The organism is Brevibacillus sp. NPDC003359 (genome assembly GCF_042878995.1).
Classification (GTDB): domain Bacteria; phylum Bacillota; class Bacilli; order Brevibacillales; family Brevibacillaceae; genus Brevibacillus.
In genome coordinates, this window is the sequence record NZ_JBIAOR010000001.1 from 251,573 (window position 1) to 273,638 (window position 22,066).

Below are 22,066 nucleotides of genomic sequence, written 5' to 3' on the forward strand. Positions count from 1 at the left end.
ATCTATTCCTGTGGAATCCTAGGTGAGGATCGATTCGAATGGAGCAAGGGACAAGTGCATATAAATGAAAGAAAGTCTGTAAGGAGGCTTACGGATGAAGGTCTCTTATCGCCGCTTGATGGAGGGGCTTCGTTTTTTGCTTCTTTTCATTACCTGCACCTTGCTCTCCTACGGCATCATTACTTTGCTGGCGGACAAATTTCTTCCGGCAAACCCTTATCATGAACCACATGGAAATGCGGTGAAGGTAGTAAAAGTCATCAATACCTCTCAGGCACAGGATTTTGACGGATATGTCGCACGACTACAGCTCTTTTTTTTAATGGGAGAGTAATGCAAGTTTGAGTTTTTTATCTGGAGAAGCAGGAGTTTCTTTTTCTTTGTGGAAAGCAATACAAGATACTTATCAGCTGAAGGGGACAGCTTCATGGACAGTCTGATTGATCAGTTTATTCATTTCCTGACAGTGGAGAAAGGGCTATCGAGAAATACCCTGGAATCCTATCAACGGGATATGGTGGCCTTTACCTCGTATTTACAGGAGCAAGGTGTCGCTCGAATAGAAGATTCTACTCGTACGCACATCATTGGTTACTTGCTTGTTTTACGGGAAAAAGGACGTGCTACAGCGACGCTTTCTCGCAATATGGCATCGATACGAGCGTTTTATCAGTTTCTCATTCGGGATAAATACATAGAGAAAGACCCATCCATTCATCTGGAAACACCGAAGATCGAGAAACGCTTGCCAAAAGTGCTCTCTGTTGAGGAAGTGGAACGTCTTTTGGAAAGTCCTCCTGTCAATCATCCTGCCGGGCTGCGGGACAAGGCGATGCTTGAGCTTTTATATGCGACAGGCATACGTGTCTCGGAGTTAGTCAATCTGGATAGTGCTGATGTAAATCTGGATATGGGCTTTGTCAAATGCATGGGAAAAGGATCAAAAGAGCGAATCATTCCGTTAGGCTCGGTTGCCATTCAAGTGGTTCGTCACTATTTACAGGCAGGGCGCCCCAAGCTGGTAAAAGGAACTGGCGATAATGCATTATTTCTGAATCACTTGGGCAAACAAATTACACGGCAAGGTTTTTGGAAAATTATCAAACGATATGCCCAAAAATCAAACATCCGTGCAGAGATTACACCCCATACGCTTCGCCACTCTTTTGCCACTCACTTACTGGAAAATGGAGCCGATTTGCGCTCTGTTCAAGAAATGCTTGGGCATGCTGATATTTCAACCACCCAGATTTACACACATGTGACCAGAACGCGGATTAAGGACATCTATGCAAAGACGCATCCGCGAGCATGAGTATGAAAAAACGATCGACTCCGCCTGATTGTTGGGCGGAGAAAAATTTTCTGAATCAGGTCAGACGTCTGACGACTTGGTTGTAGAATCGAATGACTGGTAAACAGGAGGCGTTAAGATGCAGTATTCACGAGTTTTTTTGATCGTCATGGACAGCGTAGGGATTGGCGAACAACCTGATGCGCCTAAGTTCAATGATGCAGGAGCGAACACCTTAGGTCATATTGCAGAACGTGTTGCAGGATTTTCATTGCCCAACTTGCAAAAATTAGGATTGGGAAATATAGCACCACTCCAAAACGTTGCGCCAGTAGCAATCCCTATGGCCCATTATGGAAAAATGCAGGAAATCTCCATGGGGAAAGATACAACGACTGGTCATTGGGAAATCATGGGTCTGCATGTTTCTACTCCGTTTAACACGTATCCAGACGGATTTCCACAAGAGCTGATCTCGGAATTTGAGCAACGTATCGGTCGCAAGGTGCTCGGGAACAAGGTTGCTTCGGGAACGGACATTCTCGACGAGCTTGGTGAAGAGCATATGAATACTGGTGCAGTGATTGTCTATACGTCTGCGGACAGTGTATTCCAGGTGGCAGCGCACGAAGAGATTGTTCCGCTAGAAGAGCTGTACCATATTTGTGAGGTAGCTCGTGAGTTGACGCTTCGTGATGAATTCGCCGTTACTCGTGTCATTGCGCGTCCATTTGTTGGACAGCCAGGCAATTTTAGCCGCACAGCAAATCGCCACGATTATTCCGTGAAGCCATTTGCTCCGACAGTCATGAATCGTTTGCAAGATGCTGGACTTGCTTCTATTGCGATTGGCAAAATCGGCGACATTTACGCAGAAGAGGGCGTTACCCAATCTATCCGTACCAAAGATAACATGGACGGTGTGGATCAAATACTGGGCACGATGAAACAATCGTTTACAGGCCTTTCTTTTGTCAATCTCGTGGACTTCGATGCGAAGTTCGGTCATCGCCGCGATCCAGAAGGGTATGGTCAGGCATTGATGGAGTTCGATGCTCGTATTCCAGAGCTTTTGGAAGCGCTACAAGAAAATGATTTGCTGGTAATCACTGCAGACCATGGAAACGATCCTGTACATCATGGCAGTGACCATACGAGAGAATACGTTCCGTTGCTTGTTTATAACAAGGGTATTCAAGCTGGACAAAATTTGGGTATCCGTGAAACATTTGCGGACTTGGGTGCGACCATCGCAGACAATTTTGAGGTAACTGCTCCAGTGATTGGGAAGAGCTTCCTTAATCATTTATAAAGGTTAAGTAAAAATAAACATTTATATAATAGAAGAAACACAAAAAAGGAGAGAGTTGAATTGGCAAATTTCCATGATGCAGTAGCATATATCGAACCGAAACTAACAGAAAAACCTACGATTGGTCTCGTACTCGGATCAGGGCTGGGTGTTTTGGCAGATGAAATCGAAAATCCTGTGATCATACCTTATCATGAAATTCCTGGCTTTACTGTGTCCACCGTTGTCGGCCACAAAGGACAACTCGTGATTGGCAAGCTGCAAGGCAAGCAAGTCGTTGCGATGCAAGGTCGTTTTCACTTTTATGAGGGACATGGTCTGGATGCCGTTGTTTTCCCGATTCGTGTCATGAAGCTACTCGGCGTAGAAACCATTATTGTGACCAATGCGGCTGGCGGAATTAACGAAGGCTACAATCCAGGCGACCTCATGCTGATTTCCGATCACATCAACATGACGTTCCGCAATCCATTGATCGGTGCAAACGATGAAGAATTGGGACCACGCTTCCCAGATATGTCTGAGGCTTATTCCAAACAGCTCCGCAAGCTGGCACATGAAGTTGCGTCCGAGCAAGGAATCCAACTCCGTGAAGGTGTATACGCAGGTCTGCTCGGTCCTACCTACGAAACTCCTGCAGAAATCCGTATGCTCCGTCTGTTGGGTGGGGATGCTGTAGGGATGTCAACTGTACCAGAAGTAATCGTGGCACGACATATGGGTGTTAAGGTGCTCGGTATTTCGTGCATTAGCAACATGGCAGCAGGTATTTTAGAACAGCCTCTGTCCCATGATGAAGTAATGGAAACAACAGAAAAGGTAAAATCGCAATTCCTGGCTCTAGTTAACGGTATCGTAGCCAAAATGTAAGTAACGGATTCGGAGGGATTAACAATGCGTATGGTCGATATGATCGCCAAAAAACGTGATGGCGGAGAACTGACAACAGAAGAGATTCAATCTCTGGTGACAGGCTATACAGATGGAAGTATTCCTGATTACCAAATGTCCGCTCTGGCAATGGCAGTCTTTTTCCGTGGCATGACCGCGAGAGAAACGGGAGATCTAACCTTGGCAATGGCAGGGTCAGGCGAACAGCTTGACCTGTCTTCCCTGCAAGGAATTAAAGTAGACAAGCACAGTACAGGCGGAGTAGGAGACAAGACTACTCTTGTTGTTGCGCCATTGGTAGCAGCAGCGGGTATTCCTGTAGCAAAAATGTCTGGAAGAGGCCTCGGATACTCAGGAGGCACCATTGACAAGCTAGAGTCCTTCGTAGGTTTTGAAGTAGAACGCACACGCGAGCAATTTTTGCAACAGGTGCGTGATATTGGCGTGTCCGTAATCGGGCAGTCTGGCAACCTGACACCTGCAGATAAGAAGCTGTATGCTCTGCGTGACGTGACAGCTACTGTAGAAGCTGTGCCGTTGATTGCAAGCTCCATTATGTCCAAGAAGATCGCCGCTGGGGCAGATGCCATCCTGCTTGACGTGAAAGTAGGAAAGGGCGCTTTCATGAAGAGTATTGAAGAGGCAGAAACGTTAGCAAATGCGATGGTTGCGATTGGCAGCCAAGTAGGACGTAAAACGGTGGCGGTTATCAGTGATATGAACCAGCCGCTTGGCTTTGCTGTGGGCAATGCACTCGAAGTAAAAGAAGCGGTGGAGACACTTGCAGGCAAAGGTCCTCGTGATTTGACTGAGCTGGTATTGGCTATTGGTTCGCGCATGCTTGTTATGGGTGGGCTCGTTACGGATGTGGAAGAAGGACGTAAGAAGCTCGAAGATCTGATGGCTTCCGGAAAAGCAGTGGAGAAGCTAGCAGAGATGGTAGAGGCCCAAGGCGGAAACAAGCAGGACGTCTATGATTTGTCTCGTCTGCCGCAAGCTAAGATTATTCATACCGTTACAGCCGAGCAGGATGGCTATATCAGCGAGATTGATGCGGAAGCAATCGGTCATGCTTCTGTTGTCTTGGGTGCGGGCAGATTGACAAAAGAAATGCCAATTGACTTGGCAGTAGGTCTTGTTCTGCACAAAAAACGCGGGGATCAAGTGAAGGCTGGAGAAGTTTTGGTCACCATTCATGCCAACGAAGACCGTCTTTTGCAAAGTGCTTTGAAAGAAATGGAAGGTGCCTTCCAAATTTCGACAGCGATCGCTGGAGACCAACCGTTGATTTATAAAATTATTGAAGCATAGAACATCCGGATATTAATTGATTAATCAAATAAAACAAGGCGTGCAGAGCACATACGCACGCCTTGTTTTATGAGTAAAAATACGTTTCTCGAAAAAATATTGTTGATTAAATCTAGTTTTTCATATTCAATAGTAAGATATAAGTCCTTATTTATTATATAAAATATATTTTACTGTTCGGATTGACTTTATAAAGTTTTATTATTCTACTTGTCAAATTTCGTTGACACCGCTATCATTTCAGATTACTTTTATTGTATTAGACTGTTTGTAAAAGATTATTGCGAAATTCGTAAAAAAATGATGGAGGTTCCCGGAAAATCGTATTTATGAAAAAGCTGGACCATGTCGACAGACAGATTCTGCAAATCCTCCATGAAGATGGGCGTATCCCATATACAGAAATCGCCCATCAACTAGGCGTGAGTGAAGGAACAATTCGATCGCGCATCACTCGTCTTTTGCAAGACGGAGTCTTCCAATTCGTAATTCAACCCGATCCAGAGAAATTAGGATTACATGTGCAGGCTATCATCGGGTTAACCACAAAGCTAGGTTTGCAGAAAGAAGTGGCAGAAAAATTGAGCAAATTTTCTGCAGTACGCTTTGTAGGCGCTTATAGCGGTAAGCACGACTTGATTATCCAAGCGTGTTTCCATAGTAATGATGAGCTGATCACCTTTGTCAACGAACGACTCTCTCAAATTGAAGGAATTGCAGCTGCGGATGTTTCATTGGAACTGAAGCAGTACAAAGACACCTTCTCTTTCGTTCAAGACGACGAGGTGACCCTGCAATGAAAGGGGTTGATGCCTTCCAGCCGAAGTCAAGCAGCTTCGTGTAGTTTTCATTTTTTTCGTCCTTTATTTTCAGAAAAAAGACAAAAAAGAAAAACATACTGGGGGTTATTGCGTTGAAAAAGAATATGTTTGCACTTGTGAGCTCGATTGCTGTATTAGGAACTGCCCTGGCAGGGTGCGGTGGAGGTCAACCAGCTGCAGCTCCACCGGCAGGAGGAACTCCAGCACCTTCACAGCCTGCAACACCAGCTGCTGAGAAGAAGCCACAAGTTTTAAAGATGAACCTTCACACGGAGCCACCTACAACTGATCCAGGGCTCGCAGAGGACACGACTTCAGGCGCAATTATCTTGGCAACCTTTGATGGCTTGACGCGCATTGGTACCGACGATAAGCCGCATGAAGCTGCCGCTGAGAGTTACACCGTCTCTGATGATAAGCTCACTTACACATTTAAAATCAGAGAAGCGAAATGGAGCAATGGTGATCCTGTAACAGCACATGACTTTGAGTATGCTTGGAAGCGTGCTCTCGATCCAAAAACAGCTTCCAACTACGCATATCAGCTGTACTATGTAAAGAATGGCGAAAAAGCAAATAAGGGCGAAGCAAAGCTTGATGAAGTAGGCGTGAAGGCACTTGACGATAAGACGCTGGAAGTTAAGCTGGAGAATCCTACTCCATACTTCCTAGAATTGCTTGCATTCCGTACCTACTTCCCAGTTAACAAAAAAGTAATTGATGCAAATCCGAAGTGGGCAGGGGAAGCAAGTTCGCACGTCGGTAACGGACCTTTCAAAATCGAATCTTGGCAGCACAAAAGCAAGATGGTGCTCGTGAAGAACGACAATTATTGGGATAAAGATAATGTAAAGCTCGACAAAATCGAATTCTCCATGGTAGAAGACGAAAATACAGAGCTCTCCATGTTCGAAAATGGCGAAATCGATTGGGCTGGGGCGCCTATGAGTGCTTTGCCGACAGATGCGATTCCAGCATTGAAAGATCAAGGCAAGATTCAAACTAATCCAATCGCTGGTACGTACTGGTACAAGTTCAATACTGAGAAGCCGCCATTTAATAACATTAAAGTTAGAAAAGCATTTGCCTACTCGATCGATCGTAAAGCCTTGATCGACAACATTCTCCAAACGGGTCAAATCCCGGCAACAGGCGCTGTACCTCCATCCATGGTGCTGAATCCAAACGGCTATTTCAAAGACAAAGATTTAGAAAACGCGAAAAAGCTTTTGGAAGAGGGACTGAAAGAGGTTGGCATGAGCAAGTTGCCAGCGATTACGTTGTCCTACAACACATCTGAGGCTCACAAGAAGATTGCTGAGGCCATCCAAGACCAATGGAAGAAAAATCTCGGTGTAGATGTGAAGCTCGAGAACAAAGAGTGGAAAGTTTACCTCGAAGATATGCATGAGGGTAACTTCCAGATTGGACGGATGGGCTGGCTGGGTGACTTCAATGACCCAATCAACTTCCTGGAGCTCTACAAGGATAAAATGGGTGGAAACAACGATACGCGTTGGGAAAATGCAAAATATAAAGAGTTGTTGAACCAATCCGCTCAGGAGCCAGACCTCGAGAAACGTAAGAAAATTTTGGCAGATGCAGAGCAAATCTTGATGGATGAAATGCCAATCATGCCAATTTACTTCTACACGCAATCTTGGGTACAGAAGCCGGAAGTGAAAGGCGTTCACCAAACTGGTTTGGGTGACGTGGATTGGAAAGGCGCATACATCGAGTAATCACATAACGAAGGAAACGGGATTTGCAGCAGAGGGTATATGGTTGCACATATACCCTCTGCTATGCAAGCCCTTCCCATAAATACCAGTTGGCATGATTGCCAGCAAAGAGAAAAATAGAGAGAGAAGCTTTACTGCAAGAGATCTAAGGGTTATTTACACAGCCGATTTTTACACTGTGTCGGCAGCGTTCCGCAGTGTAAACATGGGACGTGAAAGCAATCAAAAATCTACCAAGGGGGTAAGTTAGTTGATCCGTTATCTCGGTAAGCGCATCATTTTTATGCTCATCTCGCTCTTCTTAATTGTAACGGCCACCTTCTTCATCATGAAAGCAGTACCAGGTGGTCCATTTACATCCGAGAAGCAGGTCCCGCCGGAAATTAAGGCAGCACTAGAGGCAAAGTACAAGCTGAACCTACCGATGCACGAACAATACTTTGAATATTTGAAGGGTGTTGTAACGTGGGAGCTCGGTCCGTCGTTTACGGAGAAATCTTCAACTGTTAACGACATGATTAATCGTGGTTTCCCAGTCTCTGCTCACTTGGGAGCACAAGCTTTATTGCTCGCTATTTTTGGTGGGATTACGCTAGGGGTTATCGCAGCGCTAAACCATAATAAATGGCAAGACTATTCCGCGATGGTCATCGCCGTTTTGGGATTATCGGTACCAAGCTTTATTTTGGCGTCCTTTTACCAATACATTTTCGCTATTAATTTGGGCTGGTTTCCAATCGCGAAATGGGAAGGATTCGAATACACCATCCTTCCATCATTGGCACTTGCCGCATCACCGATGGCATTTATCGCGCGTTTGACGCGTTCCAATATGATTGAAGTAATGGGTCAAGATTACATTAAAACAGCAAGAGCAAAAGGTTTGCACACTATTGCTATTACAGTAAAACACGCAATCCGTAATGCGCTCTTGCCAGTTGTTACTTACCTGGGTCCACTGATTGCCGGTATTTTGACAGGTGCATTCGTTATTGAACGTATTTTCGGTGTTCCTGGTCTTGGTCGCGAATTCGTATTGTCCATTACAAACCGCGACTATACGGTAATCATGGGTACGACCGTGTTCTACTCCATGATCCTAGTTGTGATGATTCTGATTGTTGACATCGCATACACCTTGGTAGACCCACGGATCAAACTTTCGGACGCAGGAAAGGAGTAATGACACGTGCAAAACTTGACTAAAGAACATTTCGAGCCAATTTCCGTTGACCTTCGTCAAGCAGAAGCAATCAAGCGCCCAAGTCTCTCTTTTTGGTCTGACGTTTGGCGTCGTTTGAAAATGAATAAAGTCGCAATGATTTCTATGATCTTCATTGCTGCATTGATCGTATGTGCCATTGTGGTTCCATGGCTAACTCCCCAAGATTATTTTACGACGGATCTGGCTGGCAAGAATAAAAAGCCGTCTGCTGAACATTGGTTTGGAACAGATGACCTAGGTCGTGACGTATTTGAGCGTATTTGGTACGGAGCACGTATCTCACTGCAAGTAGGTCTTGCCGCAGCGTTCATTGACCTGATCATTGGTGTGATCTGGGGCGGTCTCGCAGGTTTTTATGGTGGAAGAATAGATGAAATGATGATGCGTTTCGCAGATATCTTGTTTGCGATTCCGTACCTGCTGGTTGTTATTTTGTTGATGGTTGTTTTAGAGCCTGGTGTTGGAACGATTATTCTTGCCTTGACGATAACGGGATGGATCGGTATGGCCCGGATTGTGCGTGGTCAGATCCTTCAATTGAAAAACCAAGAGTTTGTACTGGCAGCGCGCTCCCTTGGCGCTGACGCCAACCGTCTGATCTTCAAACACTTGATTCCTAATGCTTTGGGGCCAATCATCGTAACGTTGAGCTTGACTGTACCTTCCGCGATTTTCGCAGAATCCTTCTTGTCCTTTATCGGGTTAGGGGTTTCGGCACCGATTGCGTCGTGGGGAACGATGTCCAATGAGGGCTTGCCGGCCATGAAGTACTATCCATGGCGTTTGACATTCCCGGCAATCTTTATTTCCATGACCATCTTGGCATTTAACTTGTTCGGTGACGGTCTGCGCGATGCAGTAGACCCACGCCTGCGTAAATAGGAGGGAACGTCGTTATGGAACGCATTCTTGATGTAAAAGACCTGCATGTATCCTTCCATACGTATGCAGGTGAAGTAAAAGCAGTCCGCGGTGTGAATTTTCACGTCAACCGCGGAGAGGCTGTAGCGATTGTAGGGGAGTCCGGTTGCGGTAAATCCGTAACCGCTCAAACCCTCATGAAGCTGATTCCGATGCCTCCAGGTGAAATTAAAAAAGGGCAAATTCTCTTCAATGGCGAGGATATTGTCAAGAAGTCGAAAAAAGAGATGGAAGCGATTCGCGGTAAAGATATCGGGATGATCTTTCAAGATCCGATGACTTCCTTGAACCCTACAATGACCATCGGTAGCCAAATTACCGAGGGATTGATCAAACACCAAAACATGTCGAAAGCTGCAGCACGTGATCGTGCCATTGAGCTGTTGACTATGGTTGGTATTCCGCAACCTGAGAAACGTGTGGAGCAATATCCACACGAGTTCTCTGGCGGTATGCGTCAGCGTGCAATGATCGCAATCGCTCTCGCCTGTTCGCCGAAGCTGTTGATCGCGGATGAGCCGACGACAGCTTTGGATGTAACGATTCAGGCGCAAATTTTGGACCTGATGAAAGAATTGCAAAAGAAAACAGGCACTTCCATTATCTTGATCACGCATGACCTTGGTGTTGTTGCTGAGATGTGTGAACGCGTAATTGTTATGTACGCAGGAAAAGTGATTGAGACAGGAACAGTTGACGATATTTTCTACAATCCGCAACACCCTTACACCAAAGGCTTGCTTCGCTCGGTACCACGTCTTGACTTGAACCGTGATGAGCCACTGACACCGATTTTTGGTACGCCGCCAGACCTTCTGCGTCCGCCAGCTGGCTGTGGATTCACTGCGCGTTGCGAATCTGCGATGCGTGTGTGCCAAGAGATCGATCCTGAGCTGAACGACATCAGCACGACTCAGCGAGCAGCTTGTTGGCTTCAGCATCCGCTTGCTCAGAACCGTGCGTAGAAGGAGGGATATCAGTGGATAATCGTGAAAATTTGATTGAAGTACGTAATCTCAAAAAGTTCTTTTCGATTGGCGATAATACTCTGAAAGCTGTGAATGATATCTCGTTTGAGATCAAACGCGGAGAAACATTGGGCGTAGTAGGAGAGTCAGGCTGTGGAAAGTCCACTGCCGGTCGTACCATCTTGCGACTGTATGATGCGACTGAAGGGGACGTCCTGTTTGAAGGTAAGAGCATCATGAATTTGAACCAACAGGAAATGAAGGCGATGCGCCGTAACATGCAAATGATTTTCCAAGACCCATACGCATCCTTGAATCCGCGTATGACAGTTGGGGACATCATTGGCGAGGCGCTGGATATTCATGGTCTGGCGACTGGTCAAAAGCGCAAAGAGCGCATCCAGGAGCTCCTTTCCTTGGTAAGCTTGAATCCTGAGCATATGAACCGTTTCCCACATGAGTTTTCAGGTGGTCAGCGCCAACGTATCGGAATTGCCCGTGCATTGGCAGTAGAGCCAAAATTCATCGTGTGTGACGAGCCGATCTCTGCTCTGGACGTATCCGTACAAGCACAGGTTGTAAACCTGCTCGAACAACTGCAAGAAAAAATGGGTCTGACTTACATGTTCATTGCCCATGACTTGTCCATGGTAAAATACATTTCCGACCGTGTAGCGGTTATGTACCTGGGTAAAATGGTTGAGCTGGCAGAAAGTGATGCTTTGTATGAAAAGCCGCTCCACCCGTATACGCAAGCGCTGTTGTCGGCGATTCCGATTCCAGACCCAGAAATTGAGCGTAACCGTGAGCGCATTGTATTGCAAGGAGATGTACCTAGCCCTATGAACCCACCAAGCGGTTGCCATTTCCGTACGCGTTGCCCAAAAGCAATGCCGGAATGCGCTGCATCCATACCTGTATGGAAAGAAGTAGAGCCAGGACATTTCGCGGCCTGTCATTTGTATAACTAAATCAACTACAAATAACGAGTTCCGAGGCTACTCGTGCAGCCCGGAACTCGTTTCCCTTCATAAGGGAGGTTTTACCTCTGAAAAAAATGGGTATTATACCCAGAGGAAGTTTTTTTCAGGGGTATTTTTTCGGAGTTCTTACACTGGAAAATTGTAGGAGTGAAAAAGGGGGCAGGCAGCATGAGTAAATTTTTGTCGCCACGATGGAAGAAAAAGGAGGCATTTTCGAATCTCATACAAAAAGTAAATGTAACAAGCCAAGTAGCATCGGATAAGCTTAAAGGATCTCTTGCAACAAAAATGATTGTGTTTGGTCTAATCCTTGTACTTATTATCATTGGTTCTTTGCAATACATAGCCCTTTCCTTCTCGAAATCAACGTTGTTTAGCATCACCTCGAATCAGGCAAAAATGCTGGCTGACCAGCATGCGAATAGCATGGAAGATGACATTCAAGCGATTGTGAACTCCAGCAAATCGGCGGGAACCAAACGTGTGATGATGACAGACCTGCAACCGCTGATCATGGAGCAGTTTACTTTATTGCGCCAAGCACATAAAGAAGTATCCAGAATCTATTTGATCGACACGGCTACCGGGAAATCCCTATATTCCTTGACCGGGACGAATGAGATTGACTTCAAGCAAAAGCAGTACTTCCAAAGAGCGCTAACCACGAAATCCTTGGTCATTTCTGATGAAGAAATCGTTGAAGGCAGCAACAAGAGTTTTCTTTATATTGCGACACCGATAGGGGAAAAAGCCGATGATACGAGCAGGTTGTTCGTTGTTGGCTTTACGATTGACCAAATGATTCAAAAGATTCCTGAGATCTCTTTCATGGAAAACGGCTATGCATTTGTCGTTCGACAAGATGGTTTGGTTGTAGCCCATCAAAATCCGAATAATAACAACAAGCTCGTGCTGGCAGGGGACAAAGATTATCAAGAGATGCTATCCCTGATGCAGTATGAGACAAGCAACAGCTTACTGTACTCGGATCATGGAATTGATTCGTTTGCAGCTTTTGCACCGATCCCGATGTTGAAATGGAATGTGGTTTTGTCTACGGGAACCGACGAGGTGTATGGTGAAGTGGACGGAATGTGGCTGTACTTCGTGCTCTTCAGCTTGCCGATCATCGGACTCTCGGTGTGGGCGATCTGGTGGTTTGCGAAACGGATTCGACTGTCCCTGTTCGCGATAGCACGAGATATGGATCAAATCGGCGCCGGACATTTTAATATCAACGTAAAGGTAAACGGTAATGATGAGCTGGCTATGGTTGGCCGCAAAATGAATGACATGGCGGCTGAACTGCGCAAGTTGATTGCCCTTGTACAGGGACAAGCTACACAACTGAACGTAGCGACAGATGAGCTGACGTTGTTTGCGCAAGAAAACAAAGGAGCCATTAACGTCATTACGGATAATATTTCTTCGATCGCGCAACGCGTCTCTACGCAGACGAATGAAGTGCAAGCAACGGCCAATACCGTCTCTGAAATATCGGAAGGTGTTGAACAGGTGGCTGTGGCTGCCGAATCTACATCGGTTGCCACGACTCGTACGTTTGAGAGAGCGCAAGGCGGAATGGAGTTAGTGGAGAACGTAATCAATACGGTAAGACGTGCCACAAATGAGGTAGAACGTACCGCCGGGCAAATGCACAGCCTTCGTGAGCGGGCTCGTGAAATTACGAGCATCGTCGAAATGATTACGAGTATTGCATCGCAGACGAATTTGTTGGCGCTGAATGCAGCCATTGAGGCTGCCCGTGCTGGAGATGCGGGTCGAGGATTCTCAGTCGTAGCCAGCGAGGTTCGCAAACTCGCAGAGGAAAGCAGCTCCTTCTCTGAGCGTATCGCTGCCATTGCACATTCGATCAATGATGAAGCAATGGATATGAGCAAGCATATGGACGAGATCGTTACAATGGTGAGTGGAGGCTTGCAGTCTGTCGAGTCTGTGGGTACTGCTTTCCAAAATATCGTGGGAGAGATTCAATCGGCTGCAGAGCAAAGCGAATCGATGACGGCGACCTCGGAAGAGATGGCGGCGGGTAATCAGGTTGTGACGAACTCCATGCAGCGTCTTGCCACCATGTCGGATGAAATTAGTGAATCGATCTCAGGTGTGGTTGAGACAGTTGACGAGCAATTGAATTCGATTGCACGCATTAATGAAAACGTGGAACAATTGAAAAAAATGGCGGACGAGCTAACTCAAAATGTGAGCCGCTTCGTCATTTAAGGTAGAGTCCCTTCTGCAAGCTGCGAAAGGGACTCTTTTTCGTGAAACCGGATGTGTTGCGAGAAGATAATCTTGCCGTTTTTGTGTGAATATTTTCCTTTCGTGATGGTGAGAATAAAACCATGAATGGAGGGAAGAGACTGCTATGAAACGGAATGGATATCTCGCTCTATGTTTTGTTATGTGCTTCACCATCTTTTCTCCGATGGCTGTTGCCAAAGAAAAGGCTGGACAGCAAAAAGGCGATAATCATTTTGCCCCACTAGCGTCATCCGCGGTGATGATTGAAGCGGATACAGGAACAGTCTTGTATGAAAAGAACGCCAATGAAAAAATGCCACCCGCGAGTATCACCAAAGTAATGACCATGCTTTTGATCATGGAAGCGGTGGAGCGGGGAGAGCTTAAGCTTACCGATAAGGTTCGAACGAGTGAAAGAGCAGCATCGATGGGCGGATCGCAAATTTTTTTACAGCCCGGTGAAGAAATGACGGTAGAGGACATGCTGAAAGGGATTGCAATTGCTTCTGGGAATGATGCCTCAGTAGCGATGGCTGAGCACTTGGCTGGGACAGAAGAGAGTTTTGTCGCGCGAATGAATGAACGCGCACAGCAGATCGGCATGAAAAATACGCATTTTGTCAACTCGAATGGACTTCCTGCTGCGAATCACTACTCATCGGCGGCAGACATTGCGATTATGTCACGCGAGCTCTTAAAGCACGACGGCATCACGAAGTTCACCGGTACGTACCAAGACTATTTGCGCAAAGATACGGAGAGTCCCTTCTGGCTTGTGAATACAAACAAGCTGGTGCGTTTTTATGAAGGTGTGGACGGTTTGAAAACAGGATACACAGGGGAAGCGAAATACTGTTTAACAGCGACTGCAAAACGAAACAACATGCGTGTCATTGCAGTCGTCATGGGTGAGCCTGATGTAAAAACGCGCAACAATGAGGTTTCGACCATGTTCAATTATGCATTCACACACTTTCAGGTGATGCCGATGTACAAAAAGGGAGAAGCTGTGCGCGCACTAGTTGTGGATAAAGGTCAGAAACCGCAAATTAATGCGGTGACGCCACATGCGGTAAGCTTGTTGATGAAAAAAGGAGAATCAGCCGATACCTTCCAGAAGGAAATTGTCATCAATGAGGCGGTGCATGCACCAATAGCAAAGAACCAAGTAATCGGCCACATTTTCATCCGTACGAAAGATGGTAAGGAAGTAAATCGAATCGACCTGTTCCCAGAAGATCAGGTAGATAAAGCCAACATGTGGGAGATTCTCAAGCGAACTACCAAGAGCGTTTTGATTAGCTACTGACAGACAGCATGAGCGCGAAAAGAATCGAGTTGCCCCGAATCGAATGGCGTGGCTGCTCGATTTTTTTGTTCTTTTGTCGGCTGGCAGGAATTGGTTTCGCCGAGGAAGAAAGAGAGTTTCTATCAAGGGAGAAGGAGTGTGTCAGCTATGAGTTTACGAGTTGCGATGGAGACACGGCAGGATGTGCTGGTAATCCGTTTGCAGGGTGAGCTGGATCATCATACGGCAGAGGAGTTGCGCAAGAAGGCGGATGATCTTTTGCGTAACTCTACTATACGCCATATTGTACTGAGTCTGGCTGATTTGGCGTTTATGGACAGCTCTGGTATCGGAGTTATTTTGGGAAGATACAAGCAGATTTCTGCCCGATCTGGAGAAATGTACGTCTGCTCGATTAATCCTACGATCTATCGAATATTTGAGATGTCCGGGTTATTCAAGGTGATCAAGTTTCGCGAAAATGAAGCGGATGCTTTGCATGTTCTGGGGGTGGCGTAATGATGATACAACGTAACTTTATGTCAGTGTCGTTTGCAGCATTGAGCCAAAATGAAGCATTCGCACGTGTAGCAGTCGCAGCCTTCATTTCCCAACTCGATATTACGATGGACGAGCTAGAAGAAATCAAAACCGTTATATCCGAGGCTGTTACAAATGCCATTATTCATGGTTATGACGAAAATCCTGAGGGTGTGGTACAGATCTCTGTGCGAATTCAAGAGGACAGCATTGATCTGATTGTGGAAGACAATGGACGAGGTATTGAGGATGTGGAGCAGGCCATGCAGCCACTCTATACGACGAAACCGGAGCTTGAGCGTTCTGGAATGGGCTTTACAATTATGGAGAATTTCATGGATTCTTTGGAAGTGGCAACGGTTGTGGGTAAAGGAACAACTGTGCGCCTCACCAAACGCCTAGCGTTTGCCAAAGCCTTGCAAAATTAGGGGTAGTGCCTATGGGTGCCGATATCAAAAACGCGAGTCAACCATTTCTGACCAATGACCAAGTAAAAGAGCTAATTGCCAAAAGTCAGGCTGGGGACACTGAGGCAAGAGAGCTTCTCGTCAACAGCAATATTCGGCTGGTCTGGTCCGTCGTCCAGCGCTTTATCAACCGTGGATACGAAGCAGATGATTTGTTTCAGATCGGTTGTATTGGCCTTTTGAAAGCCGTAGACAAGTTTGATCTCTCCTATGATGTTCGATTCTCGACCTATGCTGTGCCGATGATTATTGGAGAAATTCAACGCTTCTTACGCGATGACGGTACAGTCAAGGTAAGTCGATCACTCAAAGAAACAGCCAATAAGGTACGACGAACAAAGGATGAGCTGTACAAGCAATTCGGTCGCGCACCCACGATTGCAGAGGTTGCGGACGTGGTGGGGATTACGCCAGAAGAAGTCGTGTTTGCGCAGGAAGCGAATCGGGCGCCCTCTTCCATCCATGAAACGGTTTTTGAAAATGACGGGGACCCCATTACTTTGATCGATCAGATTGCGGATGAAGGGGTCAACAAATGGTTTGAAAAAATTGCCCTCAAGGATGCGATCAGTCGATTGAGCGAGCGGGAACAACTCATCGTCTACCTGCGCTACTACAAGGATCAGACGCAGTCGGAAGTAGCAGAGAGGCTGGGAATCTCGCAAGTGCAGGTATCGCGCCTGGAGAAGCGTATTTTGCAAACGATCAAAGAACAATTTGAACATTAACTGATGAAAACACTCCGGTCACTATGTGACTGGGGTGTTTTTATTGTGAAAAACATCTAGATGTTTTTCATTAAACAGAATGTGACCGCTTGCGGTCAGCAAATAAACGATCATTTCCGTTTATTTGCATGGGTTTTGTGGCTCGGCACATACTAGCGAATAATCAGGTAGTTGATGGAAGGGGAAGGTATCATGAAAGACGCGTTGTTTCTGCGCCTGCGAAAGCGATTGGCCGTACAGCCTCAGGCAATGATTACACTTGGGGACATTTGCCAGCTTTTCTGGGATGGAGAGCGCGAGGAAGCGTTAAAGCGGATGCCCATTTACCAGACAAAGCCAACGGATGGCAATTTGATCATTATCGATATTATGCAGGTGATTAAAAGGCTGCGTTCTGTCTATCCCGACGTGGAACTGGACGTTCAGGGTGCTCCCCAAATCATTGTGGAAGTACTCAATCCACGAAAGAAAGCGAATCCGATTTTGGTGGCGATGGTGTGGCTTTTGTTGTTTATTGGCTCAGGATTGGCGATCATGAATTTCCATACGGATGTCAGCATGATGAAGGTTCACGAACGAATCTACTATTTGATAACAGGTGAAAAAAGTCATCAGCCTTTGTGGATGCAAATCCCTTACTCCATCGGAATCGGCTTGGGGATGATTCTGTTTTTTAACCATATCTTCCAGAAAAAAATCAACGAAGAACCTAGTCCGTTAGAAGTTGAATTGTTTATGTATCAGCAAAGCCTGGATCAATACTACATACAAAATGAAAACAAGGAAAACCAGCGGACGAAGAAATGAGCATCATCAAGTGTTTGTTGCTTATTTTGATCGGGCTGGGTGGAGGGCTTGCAGTAGGGAGCGGGCTGGTCGCGTTTATTACCGTTCTGGACATCATTCCAAGGTTGACACAATTAACGAATGCTCATCGGTATATCCGCTCGCTGGAATGGGCTCTGGTGGCAGGAGCGCTTTTTTTTACGTTTATTGACTTTTTTCACTGGGGTGCTCATTTGCCCGTTATCGTTTCTTCGATCTACGGGATATTTGCAGGGATATTTGTGGGGACACTCGCCGCAGGCTTGACTGAGGTGCTGAATGTCTTTCCGATATTAGCGAAGCGAATCCATATGGATGGCAGTCTTCTCTATCTGTTAATGGCAGTGGTTTTGGGAAAAGTGACGGGTTCCTTGCTGCAATGGCTGCTCCATCTGTGAAATGGTAAATACCACTATTCATAGGCATCTTTAGAAAAAGGAAGGATATAGGAAGAAAGCTTACAAGGGAGTGAAAGGGCATGGCAACCAAAACAAAATCCAAAACCCCCGGATCGATGCAGATGACCAAACAACTGTATCAACAGCAAGCTTCCAAGTTCCAGCCCAAACGAAACGTTCTGCTTAACTCGTTTCGAGCGTTTTGGGTGGGAGGAACTATTTGTCTGTTGGGTCAGGCCCTTCAGAATATGTATATTACCTTTTTTGGATTTACGGAGAAAACCGCGAGCAATCCGACCGTTGCTACGCTTATTTTTCTATCTGTTTTGCTAACGGGATTTGGGGTGTATGACAATATTGGGCAGTATGCCGGAGCTGGGTCAGCAGTACCTGTTACAGGCTTTGCCAACTCCATTGCCTCTGCCGCGATTGAACATCGGAGTGAAGGACTGGTGCTCGGGGTTGGGGGAAATATGTTCAAGCTCGCAGGCTCCGTTATTGTATTTGGGGTTGTCGCTGCTTTTATCGCTGGCATTTTAAAGAGCCTGATGAAGATGTTTTTCTAAGGGAGGGCTGTCGGTGTCAAACAATCAACCAGTGAAACGAGTCAATCGGCAAACCTGGCACTTCGATCAAAATGTACGCTTGCAAAGCTCGGCAGTTGCTGTGGGACCAAAAGAAGGAGAAGGACCACTGGCGCACTTGTTTGATAAGATCCACGACGATATGTATGCAGGCCAACAGACGTGGGAAGACGCCGAACGCCAGATGATGGAGGATGCAGTCAACACCTTGCTGCAAAAGGCAGGGATCACGGGCAAGGATGTGGATATCATTCTCGCGGGTGACCTGTTGAATCAGAACATCACTACCAACTTTACAGCAGAAAAGTTGGCGATTCCGCTTATGGGCATGTACGGAGCTTGTTCTACCTCGATGCTCACACTGGCAAATGCGGCGGCTTTGGTAAACGCAGGCTATGCAAACAAGGCGATTGCTGCTTGCAGCAGCCACAATGCTACAGCGGAAAGGCAGTATCGTTATCCCACAGAATACGGAGGCCAAAAGCCGCCAAGCGCCCAATGGACAGTGACAGGAGCCGGCGCGGGATTGGTCGGGATAGGTGGAAATGGTCCGCGCATTACGTATGCGACGATGGGAAAAGTAGTAGACATGGGGATTAAAGACCCGTTTGACATGGGGACGGCCATGGCACCAGCAGCTGTCACGACGATCCAGACGCATTTTCAAGATACGGGGCGCTCTCCACAGTCCTATGATTTGATCGTGACTGGCGACCTGGCAGCTGTCGGATACCCGATTGTGAAAGAGCTCATGTTGACAGAAGGATACGACATGGATCAAGTCTACAATGATTGTGGGCTGATGATTTACACTCCGGATCAGGATGTATTTGCTGGTGGGAGCGGTTGTGCCAGCAGTGCAGTGGTCACGTATAGCTACATTTTGGATCAGCTCAACCGTGGGTTACTGAAAAACGTGTTGGTTTGCGCCACGGGAGCACTCTTAAGCCCGGTAAGCACTCAGCAGGGCAATTCGATACCGTGCATCGCTCATGCGGTTGCACTTGAAGGAGGAAAATGATGGAGTACCTGATTGCTTTTGTCGTAGGGGGATTGGTTTGTGTTGTTGGCCAGCTCCTTCTGGATGTTGGCAAGCTAACGCCTGCTCATGTCATGAGTACGCTGGTCGTGGCAGGAGTATTTCTCGATTTTATCGGCGTGTATGACAAGTTTATTGATTTCGCAGGTGCAGGTGCAACTGTACCGATTACGAGCTTCGGTCATTCTTTGTATCATGGAGCCATCAGTGAGGCCGAACAAAATGGGTTGATTGGTGTAGCAACGGGGATTTTTGAGGTCACGAGTGCGGGTATATCGGCTGCGATTGCATTCGGATTTTTTGCCTCTCTCGTCTTTAAACCCAAAGGGTAAGTCCAGGCAGTAAAAGGCGGTGACCCAGCATGGACACAGTACGCCGGAAAGTCATATTGGTGACAGACGGAGATCATATTGCCCAAAAAGTTATCGAGAATGTCGCCAAGCAATTTGGTGGTCGATGTATTTCGCTGTCTGCCGGGAATCCGACTCCACTACGAGGGAATCAGATGGTCGAACTGATTAAAATGACACCACATGATCCTGTGATCGTCATGTTCGATGACAATGGTGATTATGGCAAAGGTAGAGGGGAGCGAGCACTCGAATACGTGGTGAAGCATCCTGATATCGAAGTAATCGGTGCGATCGCAGTAGCTTCGAATACACGCTGGGTCAAGGGTGCGACAGTCGCTTATTCCGTAAACAACCAAGGACAAATTGTAGAAGAAGCCGTGGATAAGGACGGGTACGCAGACGAGCAGCTTCAGCATCATATTTATGGAGATACCGTAGACATCTTGAATTCCTTGCATGTACCCAATGTCATCGGCATTGGAGATATAGGGAAGATGGAAGGTAGGGATAGTTTGCAAAACGGTTGTCCCATCACAACAAGAGCGGTGCAATGGATAATGGAAAGGAGCGGCTCTTATGGCACAAGTCACAGAAAAACGGCATCCCATTTCGACTTATCTTGAAGAGAACCAGAAATATTTGAACGACAGGCTTGGTGTTGGCAAGAGTTTTGATATCGGAGTCCATGATTTTTATGTGGGTCATACACGAATGTTGTTGTATTACATAAATGGCTTCGCCGAAAGCTTGCTTATTTCGCAAATCATGCGTGAGTTGAACGATGTGCGTGAGCGTGATCTGGCTGATAACGCTTTCGACCAGCTGTTCCACAAATTCATCCCGTTCTTTCAGCTCAGCAAGGTGGAAACGACCGACGAATTTATGGATAAATTGCTCGTCGGTCAAGTAGGGCTTATTATTGACCGATCTCCTCACGCCATTATCATCGATGCCAAAATCCTGCCCAATCGCTCACCACAAGAGCCAGATACGGAGCGAATCGTCCGCGGCGCGCATGACGGTTTTACAGAAGTGCTCGTAACCAATACGGTTCTTACTCGTCGAAGAATACGTGATGAACGACTCCGCTTTGAAATCATGCAGATTGGGGAGCGTACGAAGACAGATGTTGCAGTTGCTTACTTGCATGATGTAGCAAATGAAGAGCTGGTCCAAACGTTAAAGGAACGTCTACAAAACATCCAGATTGACGGAATACCGATGGCGGAAAAAACCGTCGAAGAATTTATCATTGGAAAGACGCTGAATCCGTTCCCTTTGGTACGATATACAGAGCGCCCCGATGTGGCTGCTACACATCTATTGGAAGGCCACGTACTGATTTATGTGGATACCTCACCGAGTGTCATGATCACACCCGCTACTTATTTTCATCATGTACAGCATGCGGAGGAGTATCGACAAACTCCAGTAATCGGTGCTTATCTACGCTGGGTTCGTTTTTTGGGGATTTTTGCTTCCGTTTTTGTATTGCCGATCTGGCTGCTTTTGGTCATGCACCCTTCCATGATACCAGAGTCACTTCACTTCCTAGGGATCAAAAAGATGGGCAGCATTCCTATTTTGGCACAATTTTTGATCGCTGAGGTCGGTCTGGACTTGATGCGAATGGCCGCTATTCATACGCCGGCACCCCTCTCGATTGCCGTAGGTTTATTAGCCGCCATTTTGGTTGGGGATGTGGCGATTAAGGTAGGACTCCTTGCACCAGAGGTTATCTTGTATTTGGCAGTGGCCGCAATCGGGATGTATGCAACGCCTAGTTATGAGTTGGGCTTGGCCAATCGGCTTATTCGCTTGTTTCTGATTCTCATGGTGGGCTTTTTCTCTACACCGGGTCTGATGATCGGACTTACGCTCATTCTGATTTTCTTGGCTTCCACACGTTCGCTCAATACGCCTTACTTGTGGCCGTTCATTCCTTTCAACTACAAAGGGATGAAGGATATTGTGGTACGGCTAGCTGTGCCAAGCAAAAATAACAGGCCGAGTATCGTTCGCGCGCAAAATTCCTCTCGGCAATAATATTCTGAAAACGGCTGGCTTCACCCATTGTCAAACGCACAACCTTGTAGTAAATTGTAGGAAAGCCT

23 protein-coding genes are annotated in these 22,066 nt (G+C 46.5%); all 23 read left to right on the forward strand.

All coding sequences use genetic code 11. The annotated features are described in order from the left end of the window. Nucleotides 1-94: 94 nt before the first annotated feature. The 23 genes from ACFYU8_RS01110 to ACFYU8_RS01220 all read left to right on the forward strand — a co-directional run bounded on the left by ACFYU8_RS01110 (nucleotide 95) and on the right by ACFYU8_RS01220 (nucleotide 21,998). A complete protein-coding gene (locus tag ACFYU8_RS01110; protein ID WP_106837597.1) occupies nucleotides 95-334 on the forward strand; it encodes a YqzK family protein in 240 nt (79 codons plus the stop codon). 93 nt (nucleotides 335-427) lie between these two features. After that, nucleotides 428-1,315 carry a site-specific tyrosine recombinase XerD gene (gene xerD / locus ACFYU8_RS01115; RefSeq protein ID WP_390296614.1) on the forward strand — a complete coding sequence of 296 codons (888 nt, stop codon included), beginning with the start codon at nucleotides 428-430 and terminating at the stop codon, nucleotides 1,313-1,315. 118 nt (nucleotides 1,316-1,433) lie between these two features. After that, on the forward strand, nucleotides 1,434-2,606 hold the full coding sequence (gene deoB / locus ACFYU8_RS01120) for a phosphopentomutase (protein ID WP_390296612.1): 1,173 nt from the start codon (nucleotides 1,434-1,436) through the stop codon (nucleotides 2,604-2,606). A gap of 60 nt (nucleotides 2,607-2,666) precedes the next feature. Continuing rightward, complete coding sequence (locus ACFYU8_RS01125; protein WP_390296610.1) at nucleotides 2,667-3,476, forward strand: purine-nucleoside phosphorylase; 810 nt, start codon at nucleotides 2,667-2,669, stop codon at nucleotides 3,474-3,476. A gap of 24 nt (nucleotides 3,477-3,500) precedes the next feature. Further along, nucleotides 3,501-4,808, forward strand: a complete 1,308-nt coding sequence (locus ACFYU8_RS01130; protein WP_390296608.1) for a pyrimidine-nucleoside phosphorylase — start codon at nucleotides 3,501-3,503, stop codon at nucleotides 4,806-4,808. A 329-nt stretch (nucleotides 4,809-5,137) separates the two neighbouring features. Beyond that, nucleotides 5,138-5,608 carry an Lrp/AsnC family transcriptional regulator gene (locus tag ACFYU8_RS01135; RefSeq protein WP_012686077.1) on the forward strand — a complete coding sequence of 157 codons (471 nt, stop codon included), beginning with the start codon at nucleotides 5,138-5,140 and terminating at the stop codon, nucleotides 5,606-5,608. 113 nt (nucleotides 5,609-5,721) lie between these two features. Next, nucleotides 5,722-7,371 carry a peptide ABC transporter substrate-binding protein gene (locus ACFYU8_RS01140; protein WP_390296606.1) on the forward strand — a complete coding sequence of 550 codons (1,650 nt, stop codon included), beginning with the start codon at nucleotides 5,722-5,724 and terminating at the stop codon, nucleotides 7,369-7,371. A 250-nt stretch (nucleotides 7,372-7,621) separates the two neighbouring features. Beyond that, nucleotides 7,622-8,554, forward strand: a complete 933-nt coding sequence (locus ACFYU8_RS01145) for an ABC transporter permease (protein WP_390296604.1) — start codon at nucleotides 7,622-7,624, stop codon at nucleotides 8,552-8,554. A 6-nt stretch (nucleotides 8,555-8,560) separates the two neighbouring features. Continuing rightward, nucleotides 8,561-9,478 carry an ABC transporter permease gene (locus ACFYU8_RS01150; protein ID WP_390296602.1) on the forward strand — a complete coding sequence of 306 codons (918 nt, stop codon included), beginning with the start codon at nucleotides 8,561-8,563 and terminating at the stop codon, nucleotides 9,476-9,478. A 14-nt stretch (nucleotides 9,479-9,492) separates the two neighbouring features. Beyond that, nucleotides 9,493-10,482 carry an ABC transporter ATP-binding protein gene (locus ACFYU8_RS01155; RefSeq protein ID WP_390296600.1) on the forward strand — a complete coding sequence of 330 codons (990 nt, stop codon included), beginning with the start codon at nucleotides 9,493-9,495 and terminating at the stop codon, nucleotides 10,480-10,482. A 14-nt stretch (nucleotides 10,483-10,496) separates the two neighbouring features. Beyond that, nucleotides 10,497-11,456, forward strand: coding sequence for an ABC transporter ATP-binding protein (locus ACFYU8_RS01160; protein WP_390296598.1), 960 nt, complete (start codon nucleotides 10,497-10,499; stop codon nucleotides 11,454-11,456). 180 nt (nucleotides 11,457-11,636) lie between these two features. Beyond that, nucleotides 11,637-13,709, forward strand: coding sequence for a methyl-accepting chemotaxis protein (locus ACFYU8_RS01165; RefSeq protein ID WP_390296596.1), 2,073 nt, complete (start codon nucleotides 11,637-11,639; stop codon nucleotides 13,707-13,709). A gap of 145 nt (nucleotides 13,710-13,854) precedes the next feature. Further along, nucleotides 13,855-15,039, forward strand: coding sequence for a D-alanyl-D-alanine carboxypeptidase family protein (locus tag ACFYU8_RS01170; RefSeq protein ID WP_390296594.1), 1,185 nt, complete (start codon nucleotides 13,855-13,857; stop codon nucleotides 15,037-15,039). Between the two features lie 147 nt (nucleotides 15,040-15,186). Continuing rightward, nucleotides 15,187-15,537, forward strand: coding sequence for an anti-sigma F factor antagonist (gene spoIIAA / locus ACFYU8_RS01175; protein ID WP_390296592.1), 351 nt, complete (start codon nucleotides 15,187-15,189; stop codon nucleotides 15,535-15,537). After that, entirely contained in the window at nucleotides 15,537-15,986 is a 450-nt protein-coding gene (gene spoIIAB / locus ACFYU8_RS01180; RefSeq protein ID WP_390296590.1) for an anti-sigma F factor, read from the forward strand. The genes spoIIAA and spoIIAB overlap by 1 nt, the downstream gene beginning before the upstream one ends. Before the next feature lie 11 nt (nucleotides 15,987-15,997). Next, nucleotides 15,998-16,753: an RNA polymerase sporulation sigma factor SigF gene (gene sigF / locus ACFYU8_RS01185; RefSeq protein ID WP_390296588.1), complete on the forward strand. Its 756-nt coding sequence runs from the start codon at nucleotides 15,998-16,000 to the stop codon at nucleotides 16,751-16,753. A gap of 192 nt (nucleotides 16,754-16,945) precedes the next feature. Further along, complete coding sequence (locus ACFYU8_RS01190) at nucleotides 16,946-17,560, forward strand: stage V sporulation protein AA (RefSeq protein ID WP_390296586.1); 615 nt, start codon at nucleotides 16,946-16,948, stop codon at nucleotides 17,558-17,560. Beyond that, nucleotides 17,557-17,976, forward strand: a complete 420-nt coding sequence (locus ACFYU8_RS01195) for a stage V sporulation protein AB (RefSeq protein ID WP_390296584.1) — start codon at nucleotides 17,557-17,559, stop codon at nucleotides 17,974-17,976. Before ACFYU8_RS01190 ends, ACFYU8_RS01195 begins: the two co-directional genes overlap by 4 nt. Nucleotides 17,977-18,056: 80 nt before the next feature. After that, complete coding sequence (gene spoVAC, locus ACFYU8_RS01200) at nucleotides 18,057-18,542, forward strand: stage V sporulation protein AC (RefSeq protein WP_390296582.1); 486 nt, start codon at nucleotides 18,057-18,059, stop codon at nucleotides 18,540-18,542. A gap of 13 nt (nucleotides 18,543-18,555) precedes the next feature. Then, complete coding sequence (gene spoVAD, locus ACFYU8_RS01205; RefSeq protein ID WP_390296580.1) at nucleotides 18,556-19,581, forward strand: stage V sporulation protein AD; 1,026 nt, start codon at nucleotides 18,556-18,558, stop codon at nucleotides 19,579-19,581. Next, nucleotides 19,581-19,931 carry a stage V sporulation protein AE gene (spoVAE, locus tag ACFYU8_RS01210; RefSeq protein WP_390297379.1) on the forward strand — a complete coding sequence of 117 codons (351 nt, stop codon included), beginning with the start codon at nucleotides 19,581-19,583 and terminating at the stop codon, nucleotides 19,929-19,931. The genes spoVAD and spoVAE overlap by 1 nt, the downstream gene beginning before the upstream one ends. Before the next feature lie 29 nt (nucleotides 19,932-19,960). Beyond that, the gene (gene spoVAEA, locus ACFYU8_RS01215) at nucleotides 19,961-20,575 is read left to right on the forward strand and encodes a stage V sporulation protein SpoVABEA (RefSeq protein ID WP_390296578.1); all 615 of its coding nucleotides are present in this window, start codon (nucleotides 19,961-19,963) and stop codon (nucleotides 20,573-20,575) included. Beyond that, nucleotides 20,529-21,998 (forward strand): spore germination protein, encoded by a 1,470-nt coding sequence (locus ACFYU8_RS01220; protein WP_390296576.1) that lies wholly within the window; start codon nucleotides 20,529-20,531, stop codon nucleotides 21,996-21,998. The genes spoVAEA and ACFYU8_RS01220 overlap by 47 nt, the downstream gene beginning before the upstream one ends. Nucleotides 21,999-22,066 lie beyond the last annotated feature (68 nt).